This window comes from Pedobacter sp. HDW13 (assembly GCF_011303555.1).
In the GTDB taxonomy this organism is placed as follows: Bacteria; Bacteroidota; Bacteroidia; order Sphingobacteriales; family Sphingobacteriaceae; genus Pedobacter.
Window position 1 is genome coordinate 4,253,862 of the sequence record NZ_CP049868.1, and the last position, 15,939, is coordinate 4,269,800.

The 15,939-nt window shown below is 39.2% G+C and carries 18 protein-coding genes and 1 tRNA gene; 18 read left to right on the forward strand and 1 reads right to left on the reverse strand.

The window, feature by feature from the left end; all coding sequences use genetic code 11:
- Positions 1 to 123 precede the first annotated feature (123 nt).
- The 17 genes from G7074_RS18125 (at position 124) to G7074_RS18200 (ending at position 13,540) form a co-directional block, all read left to right on the forward strand.
- Positions 124 to 819, forward strand: a complete 696-nt coding sequence (locus G7074_RS18125; protein WP_166210356.1) for a hypothetical protein — start codon at positions 124 to 126, stop codon at positions 817 to 819.
- A gap of 31 nt (positions 820 to 850) precedes the next feature.
- Positions 851 to 922: transfer RNA gene (locus G7074_RS18130), tRNA-OTHER, on the forward strand.
- A 38-nt stretch (positions 923 to 960) separates the two neighbouring features.
- The gene (locus tag G7074_RS18135) at positions 961 to 1,485 is read left to right on the forward strand and encodes a terminase small subunit (protein ID WP_166210359.1); all 525 of its coding nucleotides are present in this window, start codon (positions 961 to 963) and stop codon (positions 1,483 to 1,485) included.
- Positions 1,469 to 2,764: a phage terminase large subunit gene (locus G7074_RS18140; protein WP_166210362.1), complete on the forward strand. Its 1,296-nt coding sequence runs from the start codon at positions 1,469 to 1,471 to the stop codon at positions 2,762 to 2,764. Before G7074_RS18135 ends, G7074_RS18140 begins: the two co-directional genes overlap by 17 nt.
- 19 nt (positions 2,765 to 2,783) lie before the next feature.
- On the forward strand, positions 2,784 to 4,121 hold the full coding sequence (locus G7074_RS18145) for a phage portal protein (RefSeq protein WP_166210365.1): 1,338 nt from the start codon (positions 2,784 to 2,786) through the stop codon (positions 4,119 to 4,121).
- A gap of 169 nt (positions 4,122 to 4,290) precedes the next feature.
- Positions 4,291 to 4,422, forward strand: coding sequence for a hypothetical protein (locus tag G7074_RS27660; RefSeq protein WP_255456743.1), 132 nt, complete (start codon positions 4,291 to 4,293; stop codon positions 4,420 to 4,422).
- Complete coding sequence (locus tag G7074_RS18150) at positions 4,423 to 5,268, forward strand: hypothetical protein (RefSeq protein ID WP_166210368.1); 846 nt, start codon at positions 4,423 to 4,425, stop codon at positions 5,266 to 5,268.
- Positions 5,269 to 5,272: 4 nt separating this feature from the next.
- Entirely contained in the window at positions 5,273 to 6,508 is a 1,236-nt protein-coding gene (locus G7074_RS18155; protein ID WP_166210371.1) for a phage major capsid protein, read from the forward strand.
- Between the two features lie 280 nt (positions 6,509 to 6,788).
- Positions 6,789 to 6,971 (forward strand): hypothetical protein, encoded by a 183-nt coding sequence (locus G7074_RS18160; protein ID WP_166210374.1) that lies wholly within the window; start codon positions 6,789 to 6,791, stop codon positions 6,969 to 6,971.
- Positions 6,971 to 7,450, forward strand: a complete 480-nt coding sequence (locus G7074_RS18165) for a head-tail connector protein (RefSeq protein ID WP_166210377.1) — start codon at positions 6,971 to 6,973, stop codon at positions 7,448 to 7,450. Before G7074_RS18160 ends, G7074_RS18165 begins: the two co-directional genes overlap by 1 nt.
- Positions 7,450 to 7,764, forward strand: coding sequence for a head-tail adaptor protein (locus G7074_RS18170; protein WP_166210380.1), 315 nt, complete (start codon positions 7,450 to 7,452; stop codon positions 7,762 to 7,764). The genes G7074_RS18165 and G7074_RS18170 overlap by 1 nt, the downstream gene beginning before the upstream one ends.
- A complete protein-coding gene (locus G7074_RS18175) occupies positions 7,761 to 8,204 on the forward strand; it encodes a hypothetical protein (protein ID WP_166210383.1) in 444 nt (147 codons plus the stop codon). Before G7074_RS18170 ends, G7074_RS18175 begins: the two co-directional genes overlap by 4 nt.
- Entirely contained in the window at positions 8,204 to 9,397 is a 1,194-nt protein-coding gene (locus tag G7074_RS18180) for a hypothetical protein (protein WP_166210386.1), read from the forward strand. Before G7074_RS18175 ends, G7074_RS18180 begins: the two co-directional genes overlap by 1 nt.
- Positions 9,398 to 9,424: 27 nt before the next feature.
- Entirely contained in the window at positions 9,425 to 9,865 is a 441-nt protein-coding gene (locus G7074_RS18185; RefSeq protein WP_166210389.1) for a phage tail tube protein, read from the forward strand.
- A gap of 58 nt (positions 9,866 to 9,923) precedes the next feature.
- Positions 9,924 to 10,247 carry a hypothetical protein gene (locus tag G7074_RS18190; protein WP_166210392.1) on the forward strand — a complete coding sequence of 108 codons (324 nt, stop codon included), beginning with the start codon at positions 9,924 to 9,926 and terminating at the stop codon, positions 10,245 to 10,247.
- A 74-nt stretch (positions 10,248 to 10,321) separates the two neighbouring features.
- A complete protein-coding gene (locus G7074_RS18195; protein WP_240916348.1) occupies positions 10,322 to 10,561 on the forward strand; it encodes a hypothetical protein in 240 nt (79 codons plus the stop codon).
- 375 nt (positions 10,562 to 10,936) lie between these two features.
- Positions 10,937 to 13,540, forward strand: a complete 2,604-nt coding sequence (locus tag G7074_RS18200) for a tape measure protein (RefSeq protein ID WP_166210395.1) — start codon at positions 10,937 to 10,939, stop codon at positions 13,538 to 13,540.
- Between the two features lie 38 nt (positions 13,541 to 13,578).
- On the opposite strand, the gene G7074_RS18205 is transcribed toward G7074_RS18200, so the two are convergent.
- A complete protein-coding gene (locus G7074_RS18205; RefSeq protein WP_166210398.1) occupies positions 13,579 to 14,166 on the reverse strand; it encodes a hypothetical protein in 588 nt (195 codons plus the stop codon).
- A 105-nt stretch (positions 14,167 to 14,271) separates the two neighbouring features.
- On the opposite strand from G7074_RS18205, the gene G7074_RS18210 reads away from it, so the two are divergent.
- Positions 14,272 to 15,939, forward strand: coding sequence for a hypothetical protein (locus G7074_RS18210; protein ID WP_166210401.1), 1,668 nt, complete (start codon positions 14,272 to 14,274; stop codon positions 15,937 to 15,939).

Here is a 15,939-nt window from a genome sequence, read left to right on the forward strand (position 1 = left end):
TTTATGTTCTAGGAGCTTATTATAAGAATGCAGGTTTAGTTTTTGCATTGTTATTCGGCTTATCTCCGGCCATTATATTCTATTGTGCTTTTAAATTAATCACACAAATAAAAAACAGTTAAAATGAGAAAACTATTATTAGTTGCCCTTTTAGGGTTATTCCTTGCCTCTTGTGATAGAGCGCAATCAAATGTTCAAACTCTTTATACGAGTAATTGCGGTGTGTCTTGGACACTGATCAAGGCTGGCGAGACATTGCCTAAGGGTATCGGAATGTGCTCCTATAAGATCACCGTGCCAGATTACCCAATGCAGGGGGAGAGTGTTTTTAAGTCTGCTTTTGCTAATCGTGTTATGGCTAAGATAGAGGTTACTTATGATTATTCCATTACCGATGCTATTTTGTATGTCGGTGAGGCTAAATACTTAGGTAAAATAAACTCTGATAGTGATAGCGAGACAAATAGCGCAAAAGCTTATGAAACCGCTGAAAATTCAGTTATAGATAAGAGAATAAAAGAGGTTGCCAGGGATTTGTTAATTAATGAGGATATAGTTGATTTCTCACAGGCTGAATTTGAGACGCTACTTCTTGAGAAAGTTAACGAGTTACTGAAGTCCAAAGGGGTTAAAATTAACTTCTTGTCGTTCGTCCCTATTCCGGAGGATCAGACTCGGCAGGCTATTGACGTCGTTACAGCGATGAAAATATATGAATCAAAAAAGTTAACTGAGGTAGGTAAAAGTGTTACCTCCGCGAGGGCTGGAGCAACTAAAATTGATGTAACGGTTCAGAAAGAAAAACCTACAGAGGATTAAAAATATTGACAGCTCGGAAAGACGAGCAAATACACTCTTAGCTCAATGGAGAGAGCGGCCGCTGTCCGGTGGTAGGTTGTAGGTTCGAATCCTTCAGGGTGTACGAAAGTCGGTTTTTATACGATTAGTGAGGGGGATAAAGTGAGAGAGTTAACAGAAAAACAAAAACGGTTTTGTGAGGAGTATTTGATTGATTTAAATGCCACTCAGGCTGCAATAAGGGCTGGATATTCTATTAAGACTGCCAATGAGCAGGGGGCGCGCTTGTTAGCAAATGTTAGCATTCAATCCTATATGTCTGGGAGACAAAAGGAGTTGCAAGCCTCCACCAATATAACTCAGCAACGGGTTTTGGAAGAGTACGCAAAGATCGCATTTGTTGACATTAGAGAAGTCTTTGAGACTGATGGTGGCATTCATAACGTTAAGCAGCTAGATGACTTCACTGCTGGCGCTATTTCAAGTATAGAGAGTATTGAGGAGAAGTTTCAAGGTGTAACTATTGGGACAGTCAGAAAGGTCAAGTTTCACGATAAAATTAGAGCCTTAGATGCGTTGGGTAAGCATCTCGGATTATTCTTAGCTGATAATAAGCAGAAAGAGGCAGTTAATCATGTGACGGTGAATTTGGGAGGAGGAGTTAATCCGGATGAGGCTACTACCTAAGCAGGAAAATGCAGTTTACTTTCTCAAGGATAACGTAACCGAAGAGATCTTGTATGGCGGTGCTGCTGGAGGCGGTAAATCTGCCTTTGGCTGTATGTGGCTAATTGAGATGTGCCAGAAATACCCTGGCTCACGCTGGCTGATGGGCAGGTCTAAGCTTAAAACATTAAAGGAAACTACCCTTAACTCTTTCTTTGATATAGCTTCTAAGCTTGGTGTAACAAACCAATACACCTACAACGATAATAAGTCTACGATATACTTTCATAATGGCTCGCAGATCATCTTAAAGGATTTGTTTTTATATCCGAGTGATCCAAATTTTGACAGTTTAGGATCTCTTGAGATAACCGGAGCGTTTATTGATGAGTGTAACCAGCTTGTTTTAAAGGCTTGGATGGTTGTTAAATCCCGTATTAGATACAAGCTATCTGAGTTCTGTTTAATGCCTAAGATGCTGGGGAGCTGTAATCCAGCAAAGAACTACGTTTATTCAGAGTTCTATAAGCCATTCAAAGACGGCTCTCTACCAAAGCATAGGAGATTTATACAGGCGCTACCAACGGATAATCCCTTTTTACATCCTAGCTATTTGCAGTCACTGTTAAGGCTGGATGCTAATAGCGTTCAAAGGCTTTATTATGGTAATTGGGAGTATGATAATGATCCGTCAGCATTGATCTTATTTAATAAGATTATAGACTTATTCACTAATACGTTTGTAAAGCTCGGTCAAAAGTTTATCAGTGCTGATATAGCACGTATGGGGGCTGATAAGGGTATTGTGTTAGTATGGGAGGGATTAAAGGTGATTGATTATCTGATAATCCCAAAGTCAAAGATAACCGAGGCCGCAAGTGAAATCGAAAGGTTAAGAAAACTGCATTCAGTGCCGTTAAGTAATGTTATTGCTGATGAGGATGGAGTTGGTGGTGGAGCTGTTGATATACTTGGCTGTAAGGGATTTGTGAACAATTCAAAGGCTTTATTTGGTGAGAATTACTTTAACCTTAAAGCTCAGTGCTACTATAAGCTGGCTGAGATGATTAATGAAAATCTATTAGATCTATCAATCTTTGCGGCTATTGCTGAAGTAAAAGACGCGATTATTCAAGAGCTGGAGCAGGTTAAGCGTAAGGATATGGATAAGGATGGAAAAATGCAGATTGTTCCAAAGGACGAGATAAAGGATTTAATTGGCCGGAGTCCGGATTGGTCTGATGCTATTATGATGAGGATCTGGTTTGAAATAGATCAATTTGTTTTTTACGTGAATTAATAAAAATGAGGGTGATAAGATGGGAATGTTAAATTTATTCAAGAGTGTAAAAAAGGGCGTTATAGATCCGGCTAAGGGATCGTTTCAGCTGGTTGTTAATGGGATTGTGAGCTGGTTTGCAGATAATAAAGCAGCTTATTTAAAAAATGGTTATGGCAAAAATGTGCATGTTTATGTTGCTGTTAATGTTTATCTAAGGAAAGCAAAGGTAGCTCCGTTCATCCTAAGCAAAGTAAAGAGTAAAAAGAAGCTGGTTAAATATGATCAGTTCATGCAGTCTAAAAATCAGGAACATAGGCTTGAGGCTGCCAGACTTAAGGATGAGGCACTGGAAGAGCTTGAAAGTCATGAGATCATTGATTTATTAAATAAGCCAAATGATTATCAAACAGGAGTAGAATTTAGAGAATCTTTATTGGGTTTCTTCAAGGTTCTGGGAGAAACGTTTGTTTATGGTATCGCTCCCTCAAACGGTAGAAATGCTGGAAAGTTTAAGGAGCTGCATGTTGTGCCCCCGACTATTATTGAGCCTGTCTACTCTGGCAATATACTAGATCCAGTATCTCATTACCTGATTATGGTTGATGGTAAACAGGAGAGAATTGAAAAAGAGAACGTTTTTCATTACAAAACATGGAATCCGTTAAGTGAAACGGGCGGTTTGTCTCCGATTAAGGTGGGTAACAAGCTTTTAAAGACAAATGACGCGAACAATGCAGCTGCTGCAAAAGCTTATGAAAACGGTGGATCAGCTCACTTATTAAGCGGCAAAGGTGAAAGATCTTTAACTCCAGAGCAGATAGATCTTTTAAATGAAAGGATAGCCGCGCAATTAAAGGGAACAGATAACTATAAAAACATTGTTGCTACAAATGGAATGGTTGATGTTACTAAGATCGGTGACAGTCCAGCTGAGTTAGAGTTGATCAGTGCTGACGTTCATCAAAGAGGTATAATTGCATCTTTATTCGGTGTAGATCCTATTTTAGTAGGAGATAAGCAAGGCAGTAGTTTTGCAAATCAGGAGCAGGCTTATAAAGCTTTAGTTACTAATTCAGTAATGCCAGATCTTAACGGTATTGCTGAGGGTTTAACTGCCTGGCTATTGCCGCGCTTTGGTAATAATTTACACCTTGCGTTTGATACAACTGTATATCCGGAATTGCAACCAGATCTGGAATTGATGATGAAAGTTTATGGTAAACCGAACTTAACTCCTAATGAGGTTCGAAGTATCTTTAAATGGGATGCCTCAAAAGACCCTAATATGGATCGCCATTATATAGAGTCTAAAATGATCCCGATTGAAATGGCAGGCACTGTAAAGGCTACAGGAAAGGATGACGAAGAAAAATAAAAATATTCATATATGGATAATTTGCATAATTAAAATTTAAGTTATACTTTTACGACAGAAAGAGAAAGCTATACTAAAGTAAGCAGCTAGATAGGGATAAGTTGAGAGTGGTGTCGCGTTACAAAATAGTGTAGTTTTCTCTTTTTTTATTTAGAGGGAGATTAGTCAGATGGAGAAGTCAAAAGATATTGGTGTTACAAAAGACAAGCTAAAAGAGCTTAAATCGAAAGTAACCGATGGTAAATTAAAAAAGTCCATTGATCAAAAGCTAAACAGCATCAACAAACCAATATCAAAATAAATGAAGTTTACTTGTAAAGAATTAAGCGGTCAATCTTTTGAGACTAAGCAAGAAATGTTTGCTGCTTTAAAGGCCTCTAAGGAGGCGATTATTAAGCAAAAGACTGAAGCTGTTAAGTTCTCTGATCACATTGACTACTCACTAAAGGAGGATGGCACATTAAAGCAGGAGGATGGTTCAGCAACCCAGCTTAAGTATGGCGATTACGTTTATCCAATTATAAACAGCACTAATTACCTAGATAGTCACTCAGATCTGCATTTATACGGCATCTGGGATAAGTCCGCTGAAGAGCAAAAAGGTAGGATTTATTTCATTATCAATCACGATTTATCTGTTGGCAATGTAATCAGCTATCCTAAAGAGGTTGAGTTGATAATCAAAGAGGTAGAGTGGAGTAAGCTTGGTAAGTCATACCCTGGAAGTACTCAGGTATTGATGTTTAAAGCAATGGTAACAGAGAAGTCTAATCCAGCTGCCTTTTACATCTTAAGAGATAAAGAGGATGTTCAGTATTCTGTCAGAATGCGGTATGTAAGATTAGAGCTGGCAATTAATGATAGCTCTGAGTATTACAAGCAAGAGAAAGCGGTTTTCGATAAGTATCTGCCATTGATTGTAAATCAGGAGAAAGCTATTGAGGACGGATATTTCTGGGTTATTCATGAGGCAGAAATTTATAAAGAGGGATCTATGGTGCTGTTCGGATCAAATGATGCTACAGCAACTTTATACGATATAGAGAATAAAGATATTCAGCTGCCTAACAGCACTGATGAAGAGCCGTTAAAAGGCGCTCAAAATGAGGAGAGAGGTAGTTTATTATTTAACGCAAATTTAATTTAATCGCATGTTTAAGTACAAAACAGAAGAGGAATTGGGCAAAATGACGGCAGCTGAAAGAGATCAGTATGCAGTTGAAAAAAGGGAGCACGAAAACAAGGAGCGTAAGGCTGACATTGATAAGGCTCTGGAAAAACAGAAAGAGGCTTTCGATAAGGAGATTGACGAGCTAAAAAAAGCTAATGAGGAAACTCAAAAGCACGCTGATCAGTTAGATATTCAGCTTAAAAAACAGGGTGGATTTGTGCAGCCAAAATCGTTAGAGGCTGTTATTACTGAGGAGAAAGAGCACTTAGTAAAAGCTTCTAAAAACAAAGGATCAGAGCATGAATTTTTAATTAAGGCTGATACCTTAAGGGCTTCAGTTGTAGGTAATCCGTCAGCTTTAGACTTGGACTCTATCGGACAGATTGGGCACAGAAAACTTACATTGTATGATTTGTTCCCAAAAATCCCAATTGGCGAGGGTAACAACGGGGTTGTGCGTTATGTTGATTGGAACGCTGCAACAATCACACGCGCAGCTAAATCGGTAAAAGAGGGTGAGTCTTTCCCAGAAAGTACCGCTAAATTCGCTACATACACTTTGGATTTAAAGAAAATCGGTGATACAATCCCGATGTCTGAAGAGCTTATTTACGATGCTCCACGCTTCGCAAAAGAGCTTAAAATGTTCTTAGAAACTAACGTAGCGATCAAGATCGATACAGATTTGTATTCTGCTGATGGTACAGGTGACGAGATCAAAGGATTAAAGGCAAGTGTGCCGGATTATACCCCTGTAGCTTCTGGTATCGAAGATGCTTCAATCAACGATTTAGTTGTAAAAGTTTCCGAGGACATTACTACGGATAAAGGATCTAAATACGCTCCAGATTTCGCGTTGATGAACATTAAAGACATCAACAAAAGAAAGCTTAAAAAGGATGCTAACGGTAATTATATCATTGTTCCATTCGCGAAAGACGATAAAATTGACAACATGTTAGTTGTTGAGTGTAACGCTGTTGCTGTCAATGAGATGATCATTGGTGACTCACGTTACGGGGCTATTTATGAAGTGCCAGGCGTTTACGTTGCTACAGGATTAAACGGAACTGATTTCGGTGATGATATGCAGACATTAAAAGCTCGTAAGCGCTTAAATCTGTTGATCCGTAATGCTGATAAAACAGGATTCAGACGAATTACCTCTATCAGCGCGGCATTAGTTACTTTATCTGAAGTAGAAGCAGGAGGGTAGTCATAATGGTTTGGGTAGAGTTTACTAAAAAATTTGCTACCAAAAACAAGGGTGACAAATTAAAATGTGATCGAATGCTGGCTAATCAATTAATTGTTGTGGACAAAGTTGCAAAACTAACCATTGAGCCAGATAAAGAAAGCACAAAATAATCTTAATCCCTGCTTAGATCAGATCGGCAGGGATTAACAAGCTCTCGGATAGTATAATGGTAATACAACAGATTTTGGTTCTGTTTATCTAGGTTCGATCCCTGGTCTGAGATCTAAATTTTAATGTGATGGCTAAAGTAAGAGTGATTGCGAGTACTATCAGATATGGTAGTAATGGCTTTAAGCACAAAGGAGATACATTTAATCTGCCGGATGCTGAAGCAAAGGATAAAGCAGCTAAAAAGCTGGTTGAAATTGTCGAAGAAACTAAGGCTGTAGAGCCTAAAGTAAAAATTAAAACTGAAAAGTAATGTTACCCACACTGAGCGATTGCAAGTCTTACGCCCAAATCGATGCTGATTATATATTAGATGATGGGTTGATTAGCGATCTGTTGAAAGCTGCTATATCATGGTGCGAGCAATATACAGGGCTTTTGTTTACAGAGCAGGAAATAACTGAAACTAAGTTGCTACGCCACTTTAGACTAAAAGCGCCTTTGATTTCCATCACTTCAGTAAAAGTTTTAGACGAGAACGTTGATTATAATTTTACAGGTGAATGGGTACGCTCTGTTAATGGTGTTAAAACTGTGATATACAGGGCTGGTTATCCGGAGAACACTTTACCAGAACCAATCAAAACGGCTATCAAATTGATGGTTCAAACGCTATACCGTAACAGAGAGGATTATATTGTAAGTGATGTCACAAAGGCCATAAATCAAGTGCCTATTGGTATAAAGGAGTTATTGTCTCCGTATAGCATATCTGGAGGGCTGTTCTTATAATGAAAAGAGATCGTATTAAGGTTTATTCTTTAGAAAGCGTACAGGACGCTGGAGGCGGCTTTAATCCCGATCAAAGAGTGCTCTATTGGGAGACTGCCGCCACTGTTAAGGCCGCAAAAGTTAAAAGAGATCTCCAGAGCTATCAAACGGATTTGGAGATCCCGATGGAGTTTAAAGTGATGTTTAGACGAGACAAAAATGTCACTAAAAATATGATCATCTCTTATGAGGATCAAGATTACACGATACACAGCATTGTTAATGTTGATCAAGATAGCAAGGATTTACTACTAACAGGGATTACCAGGGCATGATAGATGGACTCAACAAGGCTTTAGAAGATCTACAGGAGCGTTTTCTTAAAATCGAGATGAACGTAAAAAAAGAGATCGGAACGACTGGAGAGAAAATAAAATCTGATGCAAGTGTAAACGCTAGCGCCATTGGGTTCTTTGATTCCTACGGTAATTGGGTAGAGTTATCTGGCAAAGTTAAGGGCAATGCCTTTGAGGCCGGTAACGGCTATCGTATCTGGGTGAATGCTGGGGAAATGGCGGCTTATATTGAGTTTGGTACTGGTGAATACGCAAAGAACGAAGTGGGGGCTCGTCCGCAAAATTGGAGAGATCTAGCGTACGAATTTTATGTTAACGGTAAGGGTGAGCTGCCAGCAAGGCCTTACATCTACCCGTCGTGGGTACAAAATACAACAGGTTTATTAGATAGGCTTAGAACGGCAATTAAAAGAAAGTAATGACAGATTTCACACCAAAAGTAAAAGCAGCATACCAATACTTAAACGTAGGAACATGGGTTGTTTACTATACCGGAATTGACCTAACTGATTACGCAAATGATGTTAAGTCTTTTGAAAGGAAATTGGAGGTGTTCAGAGCTGATAATAACCAGCTTATCACCTCTAAAACGCTAGCAAAGGATGAGTTTAAAATTAACTTATTATTTAGAGATGGCCAATACAATACAGATCCTATCCTAAATGATTTACCTATTCGTGTCGTACTTACACTCACGAGAGATGGACAGACTAAGATAGCTGAGGATATTATAGATTTTGTATCGGTTGACCAAAATGCAGCCCCAGCCTCCATTTATTTGTCTCTCTTAAGCGATGGTTTTAAAATTTCGGATAGTAATTCATATCCCATATTTAACAATAAAGCGCAAGATGATTTTAGCCGCTACGTGGTCGTTTCGCGTAGGCCTACAGACGAAAGTTCAGTAAATAAGATCGAGTACGTTAAAGAGCTTGTAAATGGTGTCTCGTCAATAGATTTTGATTACTTCAATGAGTATGTAGTAGAGTTTGATGTGTTATGGATAAACAAGGTTACAAATCAGCTTTACGTTGCTCATAGCGGTAACTATGCAACGAACAATCCACTTTTAACATCGCTTTACAATGCTGGTGGGAAATATGTAGGATCTGCTGGTAAAGATCCTTTAGCTTCTGAGGACTTAGCGCCTAATATGGGTGTAATTGATCCGTCAAATCCTGAGCAACCAACTAGCGGAACGGTTTTAAGGGACGTAGTAGAGCCTCTAAGGATAGCAGTTAGAGCAAAATTATTAAGTACTTCAGTGCCTATTTATGACGCTTTTGTGCCAGATTCTGCTCCAGATTCATTTATCGTCATCAAAGATATAAACGAGGCTGATGATAGCTTAAAAAGCGTGTTTAATGGAGATGTTCATGTCACTTTGGATATTGTAACGAGATTTCCTCAAGGATCAGGTACAAGCTCAAAGCGCGATCAGCTTACAGGTCAAGTTTATGAGAAACTGATACCTAACACGGTTAAGATAGATCATTTTCACATTTTAAATGCTGTAAGGACGCTTTCCAGGCCGATAGATGAAGATTCTAATCAATATAAAATATTACGCAAAATCATAATTATCAAATACAAGATTCAACAATTAAATTAAAAATTAAAGAGAGAGGGAAAAAGTGAGATGGCAGATTTAAATTTTAAAAACGGTACGGATAACGTATTATTCGTAAAAATTGGCGCTCCTGCTGCGTGGGTAGCGGTTGCGTGTTTGAAGACAAACAGCTGGGATGGTTCGACTGATCAAATTGATACAACATCTAAATGCTCAGGAAAATTTAAAACTTCATTACCTGGGGATATTTCTTGGTCATTTAAAGGTGATGGAAACGCTGTAGATGATAGTGGAGCGCCTAGCAAAGCATCATTTAAAGCACTATCTGCTTTGCATAAGGCAGGAACAACATTCCCTTGTAAAATGGTAGGCGTAGACGATCCAGATGATATCATAAGAGGTGATGTTTTTATTACCGCTTTAAGTCTTTCGGCTGGCCGTAATGAGGCCGTAGCCTTTAGCGCAACGTTTCAAGGTACAGGCGAATACTTCACAACACCAGAGGCGTAATGAATACAGGCAGAATTAGTATTGAGTTAAGGGGAAAGTTACCCCTTTAACTTTCGGGATGATGGCTATTGAAGAGTTTGGGAATAGACAGGCTATCGGTAATGCTGGCTGGTCTAAATTGATGACAGATCTAATTTACTCTGGCTATGTCAATGATCAAATTGTTGAGGGCTTACCTCCAATCTTAAGCTACCGTGAAATTGCGGAGGGGGTTGAGGCAATGTTATTAGCAAAAGATCCGGTTCTGGGAGCTGTTTACAAATGTTTCGAAGAAAGCCAGGCAGGTTCTCAGCTGATGGATGACGTAAAAAAAAAACTGATGGAAACGGTAGTGCCAGAAGCAAAAAAACGTCAAACAAAAAAACCGATTGGCAAAAAGTAAAAAGGTTTGCTTTTGGTGAATTAGGATTAAAGCCTAAAGAATATTATGCCCTCACACATTCGGAGTACAACCTTATGTGTGAGGGCTATTTTGATAAAGAGCTAAGAGCGTGGAAGCGAACAAGGTCTTTAGCATGGACTATAACCCTGGGTTATGCAGATCCAAAAGATTTACCAGAAAACCAACAAGTTTGGTGGCCAATGGCAGGAGATGTAATGCCAAAGCGCCCAACAGCAAAATTAACAAAAGCAAAGCAGAACAAGATTGCTGAAAGAATTAAGGCAGAATTAGAGAGGGGGAAAGCAAGTGAGTGATGCAATGTTATCCGTTGAGGTGATAGCCGAAATGGAGTCCTTAAGCGTAGGCTTAAAAAGAGGATCAAAAGATATTTTAGATTTTGTTACGGGTGGAAATAAAGCCCTCAAAGATCTTGAAAAGACATTAAACGGTTTGGGGTTGGACTCTCAAACCAAACCATAAAAAATTTAACTGCCCAGTTAAAAGAGCAGAAATTAGCCACAGAGGCTAATAAGACAGCTACGGAACAGAACAGAGCAGCTACCGAGGAGGGTAGGAGAGCTGTGCAGGATGCGACTGCTGCTTTAATAAATCAGCGAACAGCAACTGAGGCTAACAGGGCGGTAACAGAAGCCAGCCGAACATCTACGCAAAATGCCACTAATGCCCTTTTGCAGCAGCGTACTGCAACCGAAGCGAACCGAACAGCCAACGAAGCTGGAAGATTAACCGCAATACAGAGTACGGCCGCGCTGAATAACCAAAGATTAGCTACTGAGGCAAATCGCACGGCATTGTCTGCGCTGAGACTGCAAAATGCTCAAAATACCAATACAAATAGAGCAGCTTCCGGAAGTTATGACGAAATGAGAATGCGGATGAACGCATTAGGCAGGCAAATAAGAGCTACAGCTGATGGATTTAGCTCAACCAATACGACTATCAGGGCTCAAATAGCTGAATATAATAGGCTAAATGATGCCTTAAAAAGATTCGACGCGAGCATGGGTAACCATCAGCGGAATGTTGGTAATTATGCTGGTGCTATGGGCGGTGTTTTAACAACGCTATCAGGAATGGCCGCAGGATTTCTGTCGATTCAGGCAATTCTATCTATGTCGTTTGATACTGCTCTTAAAACAGATGGTATTAAAACATCGCTTGAGTTCACATTTGGTAGTGTTGACGCAGCAAGATCTAAAATGGATGGGCTGAGGGTTACCGCGAATAGGTTAGGTATTGAATACGTCAGTCTAGCTGATTCTTACCGATCGTTTGCCGGAGCTGCTATTGCTTCAAACTTCCCATTACGTGAGACAGATAGGATTTTCAATGCTGTTGCAAATGCTGGAGCAAAACTTAAGCTTAGTAGTGATCAGATGAGTGGAGCATTGACCGCATTGCAACAAATGATCTCTAAAGGTAATGTTCAATCTGAAGAGTTGAGAGGGCAGTTAGGTGAGCGTTTGCCTGGTGCGTTTGCTATTGCGGCTAAAGCAATGGGGGTAACACAGCAAGAGTTGGGCAAGCTTTTACAGGACGGAAAGGTTTTAGCTGCTGATTTGCTACCGAAGTTGGCCGATGAACTGGATAAAACGTTCTCAAATGATAAAAATGAAAAAGTAGACAGTTTACAAGGCTCAGTAAATAGGCTTAAAAACTCTTTTTCAGAGATGGTTGAGACAAAAGGGGCTCTAAGTGCATTTTTCGCATTTGTTGTGGATGCCGCTGGCGGTGCTCTGCAAGGCTTAAACAAATTGAGTCAATCTTTAGGAGTATTTTATGATTTGGCCACACATCCAAAAAAATTCATCGGAGACAGTGGAAAAGCAGCATGGGATAAAGCTTTACAGGACATAAGCGAAAGGGCTGAGTCATCTGCAAAGAAAGTTTCACAAAGCTCAAAAGGAATTTTGGTGAGCTCTTTAAATGACGCTATTGCTGCTCAAAAAGGATTGAGTGATGCGTATAAGGCAGCGCAAGACAAATACAAAGCCGGAGGCGGCAACTTTGCAGATGCTAAGGCTGAGAATGAAGCAAAGCAAGCACTGCAATATCAGATCTTATTAGTTAAAAATTTGAGATCAGAATATGATAGGCTATATGGGGCAAAAGGCAAACAAAAAGAGGTTGATGATGCTAATTTAACATCTGTAAAAGAGATCCAGAAACGGATAAATGACTTAAAGGCGTTAGATGGATCTGCCATAATTGGGAGCACCATTTACAATAGAATTAAAGCCCTGCAGGATATGCTTGCTAAGCCGAAAACAGGGAAAAGTGACGAGGAAAAGGCCGCTGAAGCGAGAGCGAAAAAGATAACAGCTCTTTATAAAGATCTGGAGTTACAGCTAGCTAAAACCGAACTGATCCAGAGAGATCTCATTTCTGGAGGAGATATAAAAAAGTTTGACGCGTATCAGGAAGCGATTGAGAAGCTGACTAAGTTAGGCTTTGAGCCCTTGAGTGATGCTATACAGGATCTGGCGGAAAAACAAAGCAGATTGGTAAATCTGAGCTTACCTAAAATGATCACTACGAACGGTCTTTTAAATGATCCTAAGTATGATAAAACAAATCAGTTTAAAGATAGCCCATTGCAAGCAGACACCACTATTAAGAGCGTTAAAGTTGGCACTGATGCCTTTTTAGCTGACTTAGAGAGGAAAAAGCAAGCATTTAAGAGTTTCAAAGAGTCTATGGCTGAAACTGTCAATTCGTTTGTAGCGGATGTTGTAACTGTTTTTGCACAAGGCGTAGGTGAGATGATGGCTGGTGATATGAGTTTTGATGATTTTGGACGTACCATTTTAAACTCTTTTGGTCAGTTTTTAGCAAATCTGGGAAAAATGATGGTTCAGTACGGTACAACAGCGCTGCTGATGGGGGTTCTGAGTTCTCAATTAACCAATCCTATTACTGCTATTCCGGCAGCTATCGGGCTTATTGCCGCTGGTGCTGCTCTCGCAGCTATTGGATCTGGTATTAGCAGTGCAGCTGCTGGAGGGAGTTCAAAAGATTCTACAGGATCTGGAGTTAGTAATGTGCCACACTTCGCTAACGGTGGCATAGTTTCGGGACCTACTCTGGCTATGGTTGGAGAATATCCGAACGCAAAGAATGATCCGGAGGTAATAAGTCCTTTATCAAAGCTTAAAACTTTAATAGGCGCTGGAGGAGGTAATAATCCCAGCTTTAATATTGTTCAAAAAGTATCAATGGGAGAGCTAGTGATAGCGATAGAGAGGCAGAAGAAAGCAAACGGCAGGGTATAAGATGAAAGAGCGCCAAATATTAACGTTTGGCGCTCCCTTTAAAACTCTGATATACGTTTGATGTTTAGATCAAAGGAGCTGGTTAAATCCTTATCTAAAATTGTTAAGGTATTGATAGCTAATTCTTTATTGCTTATCTTGGATCTTTTATTTGTCGTTACAGCTTCTGAGAGTTCAAGATCAGATTTTGCAAATGTAATCGGGTTCACTAATCCCTTAAACGCCATATCAAAAATACTGATTCGGTAGGCGCTATCTTTCACTTGAATAATAACCTTTGCTGCTATTGGGTACTTCAGTAGAGCTCCAGAGCCTAAAGATGATCCACCAAACATCTTATAGTTAACCACATAATCAATTAATTGACCACTAATCTGTTTGTCTGTCTCATTTTCCAATTTAAATCCTTTGGTGGTAGTAAGAAAATTTTTTAACTCCATTAATAGATCAGGCCTTGATTTATCAGAGGAAAATACTTTTTGATAAATCAGTGAATTGTCTTTTAAAACTATTGATGTGCCCAACACACTGTCTTGTACTCCAGCACCTAAAATATCTTTCTTATTCCCAACCTGGGAATAGGATAAGATAGGCATTAGCAGTAGTATTAAGGTTATCGCTCTCATTTTACAATTTTAAACAAACCATAAGTAAGAAAAAATAAAATAAAAATATTCATATAAGGATAATTTACATAAAATTACTAATTTTACATCCGAGAGAGAGATGTAATGGCGTACGGGGTAAATTTTAGATTAAGCTTTTGTAACAAGGAAAATGATCCTTGTATTATTGAGATCCTAAAAAAGGATTACTATGGCTCTGTAAAGTCATTTGTAGGAGGGGGTGAGCCAATTTCTATCACCTATAAAAATGTCGAAGAAAGTAAGTTTGATCAAATAACTGGTAGCGAGGCAACTATTGCTTTAGTGACTTCGGATGAGCTTTCATTGAAAGAGTTTTATACTGGTGATGAAAGAGAATGGCAAACAAAACTTTACATTTCTGGGGAGTTAAAATGGTCAGGCTTTGTTATGCCTGATAGTTCTAGTGAGCCATTTAGAACGCCACCTTATCTGGCTCAATTAAAAGCTACTGATGTCATCGGTAGCCTTAAAACCGTTCCTTATAGCAATGGGGGACAATTAATTAAAAAAGTCGATTCGATAAAAAACATCATAGCTGATTGTTTGTCGAGAACGGGATTGGATCTGGATTTTTTCATTGGATTGAATGTGTATGAGGCGAACTTTTTAAAAGGCTCAAACGATTGTCCATTAGAGCAGACCTTTGTTGATACAAACAGGTTTATAGATACCAATAATAAGCCATTTTCGTGCTTTGATGTGCTAATGTACTTCAGTAACCAGTTCGGCCTTAATTATAGGCAAGCTGGCGGTGTGTGGTGGATTGTTGATGTAGAAGAGTATGCAAAGGATAGCTTTAGAGTAAGAAAGTTTAATAAATCAGGTGAAAAACTAGGCAATCAATTGATCTCTAAAGCTCTGAACGCAGGTTATAAAAAAGAGATTCAGCTCGTTAATGGAGACCACTATGACTCAAATATTGCAGCTTATAAGGCGGTTACAACCTACTATCAATATGGATATTTAAGCAGTGAGCTGTATAACGGAGATTTCAATATTAAAAAAACAAATAATGTTGAACTGTGTCCTTTTGTAGGCTGGAATAGCCTGGGTAATCTGCCTATTGGATTGGGAGAGAAAACCTCTAAAAATGTGGCTGGCACTGACGTTCCAAACGGAGATCTGTATGCTGTCTTAATGAATTACACTAGTACTCATGAGCCTGATTTTAATAAAGGAATTTATTCAGATCCTATTACAGTATTAGGTACTCAAAAGATAGGGATAAGTTTGGATGTAGGTGAGGCGCAAAGTCAGCCAGAGCCCTATGACGGTTTAACTTTCTTTTTTAAGATAAAAGTATCAGCTATTGGCAAATCAGACAAGTCTATTAACATTGATAACGGTTCTACAAAATGGAATAACAATGGCAACGAGATTTGCTATTTATATGCAGGAGGCACGGCTAATAAGACTATCAAAACATTGTCCCTGACTTTACCAGAGGTAGGTTATGATTGTCAATTAACGATTTATGTTTATGGAGGTAACTCCGGAACTGTAGACGGCAAGAGTGGAAGCGCCAGAATTAGAGCAGGGATGTTTTTAGATAACGTAAAGGTTAATCTGCAAGAAAACGCTGTCCAAAAGTCATCTATTGGCAACGTAGTAACAAACACACAAGTTTATAACTACTCGCAAACTAAGGAGGCAGTAGTATTACTTTTTGGGGATGACGGTGGCAATCAGCAGAGGACAAGTTGGCTGAGAAATTCCATAGGAGATCCAACCACTTTGTGGGGGAAGGCCTAA

Coding starts and splice junctions, on each gene's coding strand:
- G7074_RS18205 (WP_166210398.1), bottom strand. CDS start 14,166: ATGAGAGCGATAACCTTAATACTACTGCTAATGCCTATCTTATCCTAT.
- G7074_RS18180 (WP_166210386.1), top strand. CDS start 8,204: ATGACAGATTTCACACCAAAAGTAAAAGCAGCATACCAATACTTAAAC.
- G7074_RS18140 (WP_166210362.1), top strand. CDS start 1,469: ATGAGGCTACTACCTAAGCAGGAAAATGCAGTTTACTTTCTCAAGGAT.
- G7074_RS18210 (WP_166210401.1), top strand. CDS start 14,272: ATGGCGTACGGGGTAAATTTTAGATTAAGCTTTTGTAACAAGGAAAAT.
- G7074_RS18150 (WP_166210368.1), top strand. CDS start 4,423: ATGAAGTTTACTTGTAAAGAATTAAGCGGTCAATCTTTTGAGACTAAG.
- G7074_RS18160 (WP_166210374.1), top strand. CDS start 6,789: ATGGCTAAAGTAAGAGTGATTGCGAGTACTATCAGATATGGTAGTAAT.
- G7074_RS18155 (WP_166210371.1), top strand. CDS start 5,273: ATGTTTAAGTACAAAACAGAAGAGGAATTGGGCAAAATGACGGCAGCT.
- G7074_RS18185 (WP_166210389.1), top strand. CDS start 9,425: ATGGCAGATTTAAATTTTAAAAACGGTACGGATAACGTATTATTCGTA.
- G7074_RS18170 (WP_166210380.1), top strand. CDS start 7,450: ATGAAAAGAGATCGTATTAAGGTTTATTCTTTAGAAAGCGTACAGGAC.
- G7074_RS27660 (WP_255456743.1), top strand. CDS start 4,291: ATGGAGAAGTCAAAAGATATTGGTGTTACAAAAGACAAGCTAAAAGAG.
- G7074_RS18175 (WP_166210383.1), top strand. CDS start 7,761: ATGATAGATGGACTCAACAAGGCTTTAGAAGATCTACAGGAGCGTTTT.
- G7074_RS18195 (WP_240916348.1), top strand. CDS start 10,322: ATGTGTGAGGGCTATTTTGATAAAGAGCTAAGAGCGTGGAAGCGAACA.
- G7074_RS18190 (WP_166210392.1), top strand. CDS start 9,924: ATGATGGCTATTGAAGAGTTTGGGAATAGACAGGCTATCGGTAATGCT.
- G7074_RS18145 (WP_166210365.1), top strand. CDS start 2,784: ATGGGAATGTTAAATTTATTCAAGAGTGTAAAAAAGGGCGTTATAGAT.
- G7074_RS18165 (WP_166210377.1), top strand. CDS start 6,971: ATGTTACCCACACTGAGCGATTGCAAGTCTTACGCCCAAATCGATGCT.
- G7074_RS18125 (WP_166210356.1), top strand. CDS start 124: ATGAGAAAACTATTATTAGTTGCCCTTTTAGGGTTATTCCTTGCCTCT.